At 33.8% G+C, this 13,226-nt stretch carries 14 protein-coding genes and 1 pseudogene; 8 read left to right on the top strand and 7 right to left on the bottom strand.

What is annotated here, in order from left to right; genetic code table 11:
* Positions 1 to 14 precede the first annotated feature (14 nt).
* From ACSG5Z_RS00635 to ACSG5Z_RS00610, 6 genes and pseudogenes are all read left to right on the top strand, one after another.
* Positions 15 to 134: a YjcZ family sporulation protein gene (locus tag ACSG5Z_RS00635; protein WP_000120183.1), complete on the top strand. Its 120-nt coding sequence runs from the start codon at positions 15 to 17 to the stop codon at positions 132 to 134.
* A gap of 165 nt (positions 135 to 299) precedes the next feature.
* On the top strand, positions 300 to 767 hold the full coding sequence (locus tag ACSG5Z_RS00630) for a VOC family protein (protein WP_000589719.1): 468 nt from the start codon (positions 300 to 302) through the stop codon (positions 765 to 767).
* A 5-nt stretch (positions 768 to 772) separates the two neighbouring features.
* A pseudogene (locus ACSG5Z_RS00625) lies at positions 773 to 1,399 on the top strand (MFS transporter); the annotation flags it as partial.
* A gap of 324 nt (positions 1,400 to 1,723) precedes the next feature.
* Positions 1,724 to 2,173 (top strand): ArsR/SmtB family transcription factor, encoded by a 450-nt coding sequence (locus ACSG5Z_RS00620; RefSeq protein ID WP_435710397.1) that lies wholly within the window; start codon positions 1,724 to 1,726, stop codon positions 2,171 to 2,173.
* A gap of 19 nt (positions 2,174 to 2,192) precedes the next feature.
* Entirely contained in the window at positions 2,193 to 3,413 is a 1,221-nt protein-coding gene (locus ACSG5Z_RS00615) for an MFS transporter (protein WP_435710396.1), read from the top strand.
* A 124-nt stretch (positions 3,414 to 3,537) separates the two neighbouring features.
* Positions 3,538 to 4,263, top strand: coding sequence for a sulfite exporter TauE/SafE family protein (locus ACSG5Z_RS00610; RefSeq protein ID WP_087985597.1), 726 nt, complete (start codon positions 3,538 to 3,540; stop codon positions 4,261 to 4,263).
* An 87-nt stretch (positions 4,264 to 4,350) separates the two neighbouring features.
* Here ACSG5Z_RS00610 and nfsA read toward each other — a convergent pair whose 3' ends face one another.
* The 3 genes from nfsA to ACSG5Z_RS00595 all read right to left on the bottom strand — a co-directional run bounded on the left by nfsA (position 4,351) and on the right by ACSG5Z_RS00595 (position 6,363).
* Positions 4,351 to 5,085, bottom strand: coding sequence for an oxygen-insensitive NADPH nitroreductase (gene nfsA / locus ACSG5Z_RS00605; RefSeq protein WP_435710395.1), 735 nt, complete (start codon positions 5,083 to 5,085; stop codon positions 4,351 to 4,353).
* Positions 5,086 to 5,318: 233 nt separating this feature from the next.
* Positions 5,319 to 5,636: a magnetosome magnetite crystal formation protein family gene (locus ACSG5Z_RS00600; RefSeq protein ID WP_087985595.1), complete on the bottom strand. Its 318-nt coding sequence runs from the start codon at positions 5,634 to 5,636 to the stop codon at positions 5,319 to 5,321.
* A gap of 148 nt (positions 5,637 to 5,784) precedes the next feature.
* Complete coding sequence (locus ACSG5Z_RS00595) at positions 5,785 to 6,363, bottom strand: YdcF family protein (protein WP_435710394.1); 579 nt, start codon at positions 6,361 to 6,363, stop codon at positions 5,785 to 5,787.
* Positions 6,364 to 6,523: 160 nt separating this feature from the next.
* Here ACSG5Z_RS00595 and ACSG5Z_RS00590 point away from each other — a divergent pair, with 160 nt between their 5' ends.
* Positions 6,524 to 7,189, top strand: coding sequence for a DUF421 domain-containing protein (locus tag ACSG5Z_RS00590; protein ID WP_000923941.1), 666 nt, complete (start codon positions 6,524 to 6,526; stop codon positions 7,187 to 7,189).
* Between the two features lie 36 nt (positions 7,190 to 7,225).
* On the opposite strand, the gene ACSG5Z_RS00585 is transcribed toward ACSG5Z_RS00590, so the two are convergent.
* From ACSG5Z_RS00585 to ACSG5Z_RS00575, 3 genes are all read right to left on the bottom strand, one after another.
* Positions 7,226 to 8,581: an MATE family efflux transporter gene (locus tag ACSG5Z_RS00585; protein WP_435710393.1), complete on the bottom strand. Its 1,356-nt coding sequence runs from the start codon at positions 8,579 to 8,581 to the stop codon at positions 7,226 to 7,228.
* Between the two features lie 129 nt (positions 8,582 to 8,710).
* Positions 8,711 to 9,556: a MerR family transcriptional regulator gene (locus tag ACSG5Z_RS00580; protein ID WP_087985593.1), complete on the bottom strand. Its 846-nt coding sequence runs from the start codon at positions 9,554 to 9,556 to the stop codon at positions 8,711 to 8,713.
* Between the two features lie 96 nt (positions 9,557 to 9,652).
* A complete protein-coding gene (locus ACSG5Z_RS00575) occupies positions 9,653 to 11,326 on the bottom strand; it encodes a ribonuclease J (RefSeq protein ID WP_435710392.1) in 1,674 nt (557 codons plus the stop codon).
* 322 nt (positions 11,327 to 11,648) lie between these two features.
* Between ACSG5Z_RS00575 and ACSG5Z_RS00570 the strand changes: the two genes are divergently transcribed.
* On the top strand, positions 11,649 to 12,812 hold the full coding sequence (locus ACSG5Z_RS00570; RefSeq protein WP_048543422.1) for a cation:proton antiporter: 1,164 nt from the start codon (positions 11,649 to 11,651) through the stop codon (positions 12,810 to 12,812).
* Positions 12,813 to 12,872: 60 nt separating this feature from the next.
* Here the strand turns inward: ACSG5Z_RS00570 and ACSG5Z_RS00565 are convergent, their stop codons facing one another.
* On the bottom strand, positions 12,873 to 13,151 hold the full coding sequence (locus tag ACSG5Z_RS00565; RefSeq protein ID WP_435710391.1) for a DUF3986 family protein: 279 nt from the start codon (positions 13,149 to 13,151) through the stop codon (positions 12,873 to 12,875).
* Positions 13,152 to 13,226 lie beyond the last annotated feature (75 nt).

Here is a 13,226-nt window from a genome sequence, read left to right as displayed (position 1 = left end):
AAGGAGGAAAACATATGAGCTATGGTGGAAGTTGCTCTGGTTTCGGCGGTGGATTTGCTTTGCTTATCGTACTATTCATCCTTCTAATCATCATCGGATGTAGCTGCTGGGGTGGCGGCGGATACGGATACTAATATATCCTATCCTTAACAAATGAACGAAAAACTATACGAAAACAGCTCATATTTGAGCTGTTTTTTCATACTTTCGTATGAAGTGATATCCCTCTTTTTTGTGATTTCAACTAATAAAAAAACGTTTACTATGAAATAAGAAATGTTTTACTAAGGAGGATTACAATGATTAAAGGTCTTTACGAAGCACACTTACCTGTCAGTAACTTAGAGATATCAATATCTTTTTATGAATCACTTGGACTGAAATTATATAAAAGAGGAGATGATATTGCTTTCTTTTGGATTAAAGAAAACGAAAGTTGGCTTGGTCTTTGGGAAGGAACAGAATACAAAGTTAATTATCATCCCTCTTTACGGCACATCGCCTTTCAAGTAAGCTTACATGATTTAGAAAATGCGATTCATTGGCTAAATCAAAAAGGAATTTCAGCAAGAAAAGATTTTGGAATGGAACCAATTGAACCGATTGTTTTTCCAGAATTAGCACATGCCGCTGTATACTTTAACGATCCTGACGGAAATAGTTTAGAATTGATCGCACAATTACCTGTTGGACTTCCTACAGCGGAGAAAGTGTATTTAAGCGAGTGGAAAAAACAAGTTCAAGCATCATCATTACATAAAGATTAAATTTTATGTCAGTTTCTTATTCCACACTTCTAAAAACAAATAAAAACTTCAATAAACTATTTTACGGGCAAACGTTAAGTGTACTTGGAGATTGGTTTCATACTGTAGCTTTAGTAACATTCGTCTATAGCATAACGGAATCTCCATTTATAATTGCACTCACTTTTATAAGTAAAGGTTTACCACAGCTACTTCTTAGCCCCTTTATAGGCGGAGTTGTAGATCGTTTTTCTAAAAAGAAGATTCTGATTTTTACCGATTTTTTACGAGGCATGATCGTCCTCACTTACTTATTTGCACTATATAAAATTGAGATTATTTTCATTTCTAATATATGTTTATCCGTACTTTCTTGTTTATTTGAACCAGCTAAACAAGCAACCTTAAAAAATATCGTACACCAAAATCATTTCGTAACTGCTAACTCTCTTTCTAGTACAATTAATGGTTTTATGTCTATTATGGGTGCTTCTTTGGGCGGGATAATTGCACAATCTTTACATATTGAGTTCGCTTTTTTAGTAAATAGCCTGTCATACTTTATTTCAGCCTATTTTATTTATACTATGAATGTCCCTTCTCATGATACTTGTAACAAGAAAAAAGCATTTTTTACTGATATAAAAGATGGGTAAAGTTTTTTCATTCCATTATTCCATTTACGGATCACTTATTCAGTTATCCATGTTTTTTACAGGAGCGCTTTTAGAAATTCTTTCTCCGCAAATTATTGGTAGCCTATTAGCTCTATGCTGTATTTTTGTTAGTTTTATATGGCTTTACCTGTTTTATCGCGGGAAACTGAGTGAAGAATCTACTAACACTTAATAGCATGTTTATGTACATGCTATTTTTATTTATGTCGAAATATAAAGGAAAAAGGCGATTTATTTCCCTTACGTTCTAATTTTTTAGAATGTACAATAAATTTAGATCATAAGAAAGGAGATATCATAATGTTTGACGATAGACTTACTATTTCAGCTGAGCAGCAGAAGCTCATTTCTAATGCAACTCGCATTCAAATTCTTCACCTTTTAAAAGACGAGGCACTCACAGCAAAACAAGTAGCTACTAAACTAAATAAATCTGCTGGTAGCGTACATTATCACGTTCAAATTTTATATGATGGAGGGGTACTTGAATTAGTAGACACGAAAGAAAAACGAGGAATTATTGAAAAATATTACAAGGCAAAATCTGCTCATTTCTATATTGAAGAAAGCGGCACAGAAGGAACGAATACAGGTAGTCATATTGTATCTCATTTATTTTTAACTCCAGAGGAATTACAACAGCTTACTTGGGAAGTTTCACAAGTTTTATTACGCTGGGAAAACAAAACCGCTCGTCAATCAAACTCCGAAGAGGAATACGCTATTTCCTGCAAAATTAAAAAACAATGAAAGAAAGGTCCAGCTGCTCATGAAAAATAAATTATTATTATTGTCAGGAACAGGAATTTCTCGTTTAGGTGATTTTATGTATCTCATCGCCCTAAACGTAATGGTGTTAAATAGCACAAACTCCCCTGCTGCTGTAGCAGGATTATGGATTGTTGGTCCAATTGCGACCGTTGTTACAAAAATATGGTCTGGTAGCATAGTAGATCGATTAAACAAACGGTCCATTATGCTCATCACAGATATAATTCGGGCAGCTCTTATTGGCTGTATTCCACTATTTGATTCTATTTGGGCCATTTATATTTTTATCTTTTTAACTCGCATCGCTACATCATTTTTCGATCCAGCTTCATTCACTTATAAAACGATGCTCATACGAGCTGAAGAACGCGCTCAATTTAACGCTTGGAATAGCTTATTTACAAACGGGGCTTTCATTATCGGTCCAGCTCTTGCTGGAATACTTCTCACCACGTACTCAGCATCCTTTGTGATTTACTGCAACTCACTTTCTTTTCTACTTTCTACTATTCTCATTTATTTCTTGCCAAACATTACATTACAAACAAAGCAAAACGAAGAAGTTGCAAATACTTTCGTACAAACATTACGAAGTGATTGGAAACAAGTTTTTTCATTCGCTCGAACTGAAACTTACATTATTCTCATATTCGTTTTATTCCAAGCCACTATGCTTGTTTCTATGGCACTCGATTCACAAGAAGTTGTTTTCACAAGACAAGTACTGTTTTTATCCAATATAGAATATAGCATGCTTGTTAGTATAACTGGTGCTGCTTACGTTTTCGGTTCATTTCTTGTTTCTCTCTTTGCTAAACGATTACCAATTCAACATTGTATCGGATTAGGTATGATTTTCACAGCAATAGGCTATGTAATTTTCGCCTTTTCAAATTCATTTATAGTTGCAGCGAGTGGTTTCATTTTACTTGGCATTTCTTCATCATTTGCTGGTACTGGCTTTATAACATTTTATCAAAATAACATCCCTGTACATATGATGGGACGTATTGATAGCGTATTTGATTCCATAAAAAATTTCATCCAAATCTTTTTCATTTTAGCAATTGGGGCATCCGCACAATTTCTTTCCGTTCAAATCACTGTAATCAGTAGCTCATTACTCATTCTTTTCCTTTCCTGTTTATTAGCAATCCGGGTAATGACACCTTCACGAGAAAAATATTTTAAAGCTACCGGTTCATCATTGGAATATTAACTTCAACATAAAAAGCGGCTATTTTGCCGCTTTTTTCCCGTTTTAAAGGACAGTAAGCCCCACTGATTAAAGTTTCACTTTATGTTAAAATATGTATTGGATCTGATTATGTAGGAGGACTATTTTGGAGATTATATTCACTTTCATATGTATTATATTAGTAGCTTCTATTTTACAAACAAGTACAGGTTTTGGCTTTTCTATTATGGCAACACCTTTCTTACTCATGCTATTTCTACCACAAGAAGCTATACAAATAAATATCATTTTATCATTAATTATTTCTATATCACTCATCTGGAAAATAAGAATGGACATTGATTTTATTCTACTGAAAAGATTAATTTTCGGAAGTATAATTGGTGTTCCTTTTGGTATTATCATTTTCACTTCCATTAACATCAACACATTTAAATTAGCAATTAGCATCCTTCTCTTACTATTAACGTTGATGCTAATATGCAACTTTAAGATTCAATCAACAAAATCTAGAGATTTCATAGTTGGCGGACTATCTGGTCTTTTAACGACAAGTATCGGTATGCCAGGACCTCCACTGTTACTTTATTTTACAGGAACTGATACGAAAAAGGAGAAGTTACGAGCAACTACATTGGCTTTTTATCTATTTATATATTTCATTAGCCTACTAACTCAAATACTCTTCACTGGGACAAACAAAACAATTTGGGAATCCAGTTTATATGCTATTCCAATCGTATTTCTAGGTTTGTATATAGGTCAAATTATTTTCAAATGGCTTAATCAACGGATTTTTAAAATATTTACGTACATCCTTTTGAGTTGTACGGGTATGTATCTTCTTATTGAAAGTTTGCATTTATTATAAGTAAGTTTTTCAAGATAAAACGATTAAAGCTTGCTTCATTTTTCTCCTCCAAAAAAGGCAGACCTGCATGCAGGTCTGCCTTTTTTCTCATTTCTTATTAAATCCTTTTTCACTTAAAAAGTCTTTCATATGCATTCTTTTTTCTTTAGCCATAAACGAACTCATTGATTCCGTCCATGTCACGTTTTTCTTGTTTGCTGATCTTTCTTTGTAATACGAGCTCATCGTTTCATCGTATTCGTTTAATAATTCATCATATTTCTTTTCATCATACCCATTTTCATGAAGAATTGCTGCTACTGGTAAACGTGGTTTCACTCCATGATTTTCATCTGGTACACCAACTGTCATTCCGAATATAGGATATACTTTATCTGGTAAATGAAGCAATTCACTTACTTCTCTCGGGTTATTACGAATACCACCAATATAACAAATACCGTATCCTAACGATTCTGCTGCTAACGCTAAGTTTTGCGCGAACAGTGAAGCATCTACCGTCGCAACGATAAAGTCTTCTACTCCTTCATGCTTAATCTCTGTACCATGCTGTTCACACGCCATTTCAAGTCGTTTTAAATCTGCACAACAAACAAAGAATGCTGCGCAGTCTTTCACGTGACGATTTCCGGATAGCTCTGCTAGTTTAACCTTTAGGTCTTGATCTGTTACATATATAACAGAATACGCCTGTACAAAATGCGAGGAAGCAGCATGCTGCGCAGCTTGCACCATTCTTTCTACTACATCTTTCGGAATTGATTCTTCTTTATATTTACGAACTGAAACGTGTTGCTCCATTTTATGTATGATCTCATTCATGAAAAACACTCCTTTTTTCTCTTCATAATGAAAAACTAACATATCTTTTTCAATATTCACAACTTATAAGCACAAAAAGAGCAATTCTTTTTGAATTGCTCTTTTTTAAAACGTCTATTAGTACGGTAAATGAAATTATATCGACGATTCCTTGCATTATATCAACGATTTTTCAAATATATCGACTTATCAACAAATACCGACAGGTTTACATCAAATTATTTCTTGTCTTATTACGTTGTTTTCAAAACTTTAATACCTTTTACGATATTCCAAATGAAGTAATAAATCCCTACAAGAATGAATACTGCATATGTGATCATCATTCCAATTCCAGCACCATCAGATTGATTGAAGCTTAAACCATATATGCCGGATACTGCTAATCCACCAAATAAAACCGCATACGGGAAAATATGTGACCAAAATGCTTTTTTCGCGTGGTATTTCACTTCATCCTCCGCAACGAAGTAGACGATAATTGGCAGTAAAAATGGTGCAAAAAAGATACTAAAGTAACATAGTGAAGATAATATATTATTTCCTTTCATCCGATTCACCTCTAAATAGTTTTTGTTATCTTCATTATGTCAGGAATCGGTTCTAGAAACTATCACTTTACCTTTCATGAACATGACATATTTGTAAGATTTTCATCAAAAATAATCCCGACTGGACTTCCAGATGGGATTACTTTTTCTATATTCGATTCATAAACCAATATTGCGTAATAGCTAAATACTCTCGTATATTCGATGGAATGACAATTCGCTTCGGTGTTTCGGCCGAAAGACCTTCTAATTGTAAACCTTGTTTTGCTGCTATTTTTTTCGCTCTAAACATATGGAAATCGTTTGTTACGATCATTCCTTTTTTCATATTGTCTGGAATTAACGGTTTTGAGAATTTAATATTCTCATCTGTACTCGTTGACTTATCTTCCATTATAATGCGGTCTTCTGCAATTTTTAGTTTCATTAGTCCATTTTTCATTGCTAATGCTTCTGAAATATCTTCTCCTTTTCCTTTCCCTCCAGATACTATAGCAATTGTTTTCTCATGTGATTGTAAATACTCAGCTGCTTTATCAATACGATATTGCAATGAGTACGACGGTTTCGTCCCATTTACTTTCGAGCCTAATACAACTATATAATCCGCATCGTAGGTCGCGTTCATATGCCCATGCTTATAAATGTTATATTGTAAAAATCCCACATAAACGGCGCAAATCATTATAATGCCTATCATATACTTAATTATTTTCTTCTTTTTCATATCCATATACTCCTATGTTCTTTGCTTCTTTCATGATAATATCCATTTATTTGTTTGTATAGAGACAAATTCCAATTCAGCCTAATTTATCCTCTGGAAAGTAATATTTATATTTCTTTCGGGAACAGTAAGTACAACTTTGCACGAAGGAGTGTCTCTATTGCTTCTCTTTTTATGTAACGTATCGTTCTTTTTCATCTTATTTTTACTATCACTTAAAATGCTCGGTAAATCAGCTTTAGCACAACTAACTCCTCATGATTTTGGTGCTATTATCTTTTTATCTTATTTAGCTTTTCAGGCCATACCTGTCTCTGGTGCTTTGCAAGCTTTTCTCGGTATGGTCGTTATTACATGTTTGCATTTGCTTCTTACAAAATTAAGCTTACTAAACAAACTAAATCGTTTTATTCTCGGGCACCCTATCATTTTAATTAAACATGGTGATATTATTTTTGAAAACTTACAAAAAAGTAGATATCCAATCGCTGAACTACTGTCTAACCTTCGCGTCGCAGGATATCCAAGTGTTCACGAAATTGAATATGCTATTTTAGAAGCGAACGGAGCCATTAGCATTTTACCAAAGCGTGAACTTGTACCATTAACTCCAAAAGATTTGAACATAGATGTTACGTATGCTGGATTACCAATTGCCCTTATCGTTGATTCGCAAATTCAATACGATAACTTAAAGTTAATTCATAAGGACGAAAAGTGGTTATATAAAGAATTAAAAGAAAAGGGCATCACTAATATTAAAAGCGTTGCTTTCGCGTCTGTTCAAGAAACAGATGGATCTTTTGCGATTAGTTTAAAAGAGTAAAAAAATCCCCTTACTTGCTCAAGGGGATTTTCTTCATTATATCGCTTCTTTCTCTCCCGCCATATTTAATGGAACAGGATGTTTCATACGATTCATCGTAAATACAATAATCGCTGTCAATACTTCAGCTACTGGCATAACGAGCCAAATTCCGTTTATCCCAAATAATTTTGGCATAATCCATAATAATGGAATAATAAATAGTAACCCTCGACTCATTATAATCAGCACTGATTTTTTCGTTTGTCGCACGGATTGGAAGTACTCTCCATACACAATGTTATAGCCTAAAAATACATATTGGATAAAGAACAAGCTAATACCCGTTAATGTTAACTCCAATAACTCTGGAGATTGGACATCAAAGAGACCAATAATATATTTCCCGAAGAATAATCCGACAATTATTGCTACGCCCCCAAGTACAACTGCAATTTTTACAGCAAACTGCAATCCTTCACGCAATCTTTCTGATAAATTTGCCCCGTAATGGAAACTAGCGATCGGTTGTAACGCTGCTCCAACACCGAAGAATAATAGTAATGTCATCGCATGAATACTGTTCACCATCGCATAAGAAGCGACTCCTACTTCTCCTGCATATCGAACGAATGCAATATTAAAACCAATCGTAACAATCGCTACTGTACTTTCTGCTGTAAAGCTAGGGAAACCTATGATCATAATTTGTTTAACTGTATCCCATTCAAAATGGAATTTCGTCCATTTTAAAATACTACTTTTTCTAAAAAAGTGCGTTAATAATACAAGGAATCCAATCGCTGCTGAAAGAATAGTTGCTGAAGCAGCACCTGTTACGCCCCATCCAAAACTGAAAATAAAGATATAGTCAAACACTATATTTAATACAGCAGTTACAACTAGACCTGCCATTGCTAAATTAGGATTTCCGTCATTTCGTATAAATGTACTTAAAATATTTTCTAAAACGTATATCATTCCAAATGTTAATAATACGTGTAAATAGTCTAAAGCATACGGTAAAATCACTTCGTTTGCACCGAATAAGTATGCTAAATCTTCTATTCTCCATAAGCAAATCGCTGCTAAAACACCTACGATAATTACTGCTACCGTCATGGATTGAGTAAAAATAGATCTTGCCCTATCTAATTTATTTTCACCTAGTGCAATGGAATATAACGTTGCTCCGCCCATTCCAATCCACAATGAAATAGAGAAGAAAATTGAAAATGCTGGAATAGCCACGTTTACTCCCGCTAATCCGTTCGCTCCAACTCCCCTGCTAATCATAACCGCATCAATCACAATATTAACTGACATTAATACCATTCCAAGAACGGCTGGTATTAAATAAGAAATAAATAAACTTTTTATTGGTTTTTCTCTTAACTTTTCTGTTGTTTCCATCATATAAATGCTCCTTTTTCAATGCTCTGTTCACAGTTTAAACCTTCAAGTTACTTGAAGGTCAATAGAGAATTAAAAAATAGGCAACTTAATTATCATGTTTGCGGCCAATTTGTAATGATACGAGTCCTACAACTTATTGCTTTGTTTTTTCATTATAGGAATTTGAATTTCTGTTACTTGCTCCTCTGGATTTTCTGTTACAGACCAATCAATTAATGCAATCTCAATCGCATCTCCACTTACTTCGTATCCTTCTTGATCAATATATTTCATTAACTTCTTATATGTTTCATCCGTTTCTTCATATGGTCCATGATGATATACACAGGCAAACATGCCTTCTTTAATTTCATCTGAACTATGTATTTGAAAAGGCATGTAATCTAAAAGAATAAAAACACTGCTATATGCTTGAAACTCATTTTGCATTAATCCTTTTTTCGCAACTGTTACACCGATATCTCCAGAAAATAAGCTATCATCCATTTGTTTCATATTTTTTTGCAACGAATGAATATAGTACTCAAACATATCATCCGTCGTATTCGGGGCAACCGCAATTGCTGTAATTTTTCGCTGCGGGATCTCTTTAATTACCATTTGTTCAGCTTTTGCTTTTGTCGCTTCCTTAATTAAATGAATTTTATGTTCCATTTTCGCCAAAGCATACTCAATTTCTCTTTGTTTTTTCAACATCATTTCTTGTTGTTTTTCCAGTAAATTGAGTGCGTATGCCGGATTTCTTTCATCAATATATTTCTTAATTTCCTTTAATGGAATATTTAATTGGCGTAAAAATTTAATCGTATCTAATAGTGAAAATTGATCGATCGTATAATAGCGATAATTTGTTTGCGGGTCCACAATGGACGGATGAAAAATCCCCTTTTCATCATAATAGCGTAAAGTAGATTCCGCTATATTATGCATTTTTGCCATTTCTCCAATTGTAAAACGTTTATTTAATAACATCTTTTATTTCCTTCCATTTCTATTTATTTCATTATATGTTCATTCTGTCTTCAAAACAAAAAAGAATTCCCCTAAGAGAATTCTTTTTATTAAATCTTAAACCTCTATTATTATAGGAAGGATCATCGGTTTTCTTTTCGTGTTAGTATATATAAACTTCCCTAAAGCCTCTCTTACTTCTCTTTTCAAAATACCCCAGCTATTCACATTCTCTTTCTTTAAATTATTAATCGTAATAACAGCTAATTTATTTAATTCCTTCAAAAATTCTTCTGAATCACGAACATAGACGAATCCACGAGAGATAATATCAGGACCGGAAATAATTTCTCCATCTATTTTATTAAAGGTAATAACTATTACGAGCATTCCATCTTCTGAAAGTTGTTTTCGATCACGTAATAAGGCATTTCCAACATCACCAATTCCTAAACCATCTACATATATATTTCCAGCCTGTATTTTTCTAGATTGAATGGCCACTTCATTACTTATATCTACAACATCTCCATTACGAACGATAAAGATATTTTCTTTTTCGACACCAATTGATTCTGCTAACAAACTATGGTGATGTAGCATTCTAAACTCTCCATGAATTGGGATAAAATACTTTGGCTTCATTAAAGTGAGCATCAATTTCAACTCTTCTTGATATGCATGACCGGATACATGGACTCCAGTAGAACTACCTGATCCATAAATTACTTTTGCTCCTAATGCAAATAAATTATCTATAATTCGTGAAACGTTACGCTCATTTCCTGGAATAGGAGTTGCGGCTATAATAACCGTATCTTCTGGTAAAACGTCCACTTGTCTATAGTTTCCACTAGCTAAGCGCGCTAAAGCTGCCATTGGTTCTCCTTGGCTTCCTGTACAAAGTATTGCGACCTGCTTTGGATCTAAACGATTTACCTCACTCGCTTCAATTAACATGCCGTCTGGAATATGTAAATACCCTTTCTCTAGAGCAACTTCTACTACATTTACCATACTTCTCCCGAGCAAAGCCAGTTTTCGATTTGTTTTTATGCAAGCTTCAACTATTTGCTGAACACGATTTACATTAGAAGCAAATGTAGAAATAATTACTTTTCTGCTAGCTTTCAAAAATAATTCTTCTATCCGTTCCCCTACCGATCTTTCTGATGGGGTAAAACCTGGTCGTTCTGCATTTGTACTTTCAGATAGTAAAGCTAGTACACCTTCACTACCTATTTTAGCCATTTTATGAATATCAGGATGTTGATTATTTATTGGTGTTAAATCAAATTTAAAATCACCTGTATGAACTACAGCACCCTCTGGTGTATGGAATACAATACCGAGGCAATCTGGAATACTATGATTCGTTTTAAAAAAGGTCGTCTTAATAGAACCAAAATTAATTTCCGATTCTGCATGAATAACGATTAATTCTGTATCATTTTGAAGATTATGCTCTTTTAATTTAATTTCAATTAAACCTAACGTTAACTTCGTCGCATAGATTGGTACGTTTAGTTGTTTTAAAAAATATGGTATTCCACCAATATGGTCCTCATGTCCATGCGTCACGACTAACCCGCGAATTTTTTCTTTATTTTCTTGTAAGTATGTGATGTCTGGAATTATTAAATCAATTCCTAATAAACTTTCATCTGGAAATTTAGATCCACAATCAATAACGATAATATCATTTTCATATTGAATAGCGTACATATTTTTTCCTATTTCATTTACTCCACCTAAAGCAACGATAGACAAATTGTTTTTTAATGACTTCAAATGATAAGCCCTCCCTTTCACATTTATAATTCTTGAAATTGTATTTAGGCTTTATTATTTGTAATGAAAAAGGGCTTCATACATATAAAAATTCACACGCTATTCTTATATGTATATCCCTAATAACACCTTTTCTCTCCAAAAAAGCTCCCATTTTTCCATTGATTTTTTGTAAAATCTATTATATATTAATTACAGGTTCAAATTACGAGTTCAAAAGAACTTGTAATCAGACCCTTTGTTTAATGGGTTTTACATATTTTCATTAGGCAAATTCCGAGAAATCGTATGATAAAAATAAAAATGATGAGGAGATGATCCGATGGATTTCGAATTTTTCTTTCAAATTGCACTTATTTTATTAAGTACAAAGCTTGCTGGTGACCTTAGTGTTAGACTAGGTCAACCTTCTGTACTCGGTAAATTAATTGTCGGTATCGTTATCGGTCCAGCTATATTAGGTTGGATTGAAAATTCAGAGCTTCTAACACAATTAAGTAATGTCGGTGTTATTCTTTTAATGTTTATGGCAGGACTTGAAACAGACTTAGAGGAATTAAATGCAAATCGTAATTCTTCTTTAGCTGTTGCACTTGGAGGTATCATTCTACCATTCGTAGGTGGTTACGTTTCTGGTCTTGTTATGGGAATGGAACAAGGAAATGCTGTATTTTTAGGATTACTTCTATGTGCGACAAGTGTTAGTATTTCCGTACAAACACTTCGTGATTTAGGAAAGATGAAAACACGTGAAAGTACAACTATGCTTGGCGCGGCTGTATTTGATGACATTCTTGTTGTTATTTTATTAGCATTTGCAATGAGCTTCTTAGGTACAGACGATGTTAACTTAACAATGGTTATCTTGAAGAAAGTTGTATTCTTCGCTTCTATTATTTTAATCGGATGGAAAGGTGTTCCTGCGATTATGCGCTGGTTATCACCACTACGCGTATCTGAGTCTATCGTGAGCGCGGCTCTTATCATCTGTTTCTCATTCGCATATTTCGGCGAACTATTAGGAATTGCTGGTATTATCGGTGCTTTCGCCGCTGGTATCGCTATTTCTCAAACGAACTACAAACATGAAGTAGAAAAGAAAGTAGAACCAATCGCTTACGCTATGTTCGTTCCAGTATTCTTCGTTAGTATCGGTATGAATATTACATTTGACGGTATTGGCAATCAAATTTGGTTCATCCTAGCATTAACAGTAATCGCTGTATTAACGAAACTAATTGGTTGTGGATTTGGTGCACGAATGACTGGATTTGACGCTAAGTCTTCTGCAATTATCGGTGCTGGAATGGTTTCTCGTGGTGAAGTTGCACTTATCATCGCAGGAACAGGACTTTCTTCAGGTCTACTAGCACAAGATTACTTTACAGCTATCGTTATTGTCGTTATTTTAACTACAATGATTACACCACCAATGTTAAAATACACTTTTGGTGCAAAAGATAAAGCAATGAAAGCAAGTAAATAAGTTTAATAAAAAAGGAGATTGCTATCTTATAAGATAGCAATCTCCTTTTTCGTTTTATCTTTAAACAATTTTATTCGTTTTTAACCATTTTTCAAAAATAATTCGTGCTTCTTCATCATCCATATCATTACGAAATGAATACACCATACTGCCATAATCATCTATATATTCACCTAGCTTCATTTTCTCCACTTTCTTATAAAAATTGTCTACCTCATAGTGGGGAATATAAGCGTCCCAAACTGGTTCATTTATTCTTTTGTACGCCGTCACTTCTAAATCGTATCCATCTTCATAATACCCGATGTGATAATGTTGACTAGGGTCATATTTCTTCATAAAAGTTCCCTCCCTTTGAAAATTTATCATATTTCACATAATAAACAAAAGCGAGCTGTATATTACAGCTCGCTC

This window comes from Bacillus pretiosus, from assembly GCF_051294775.1.
GTDB classification, from domain to species: Bacteria; Bacillota; Bacilli; order Bacillales; family Bacillaceae_G; genus Bacillus_A; species Bacillus_A wiedmannii.
Note: the sequence above shows the minus strand (reverse complement) of the source record. Positions and strands in the feature narration are given on the sequence as shown.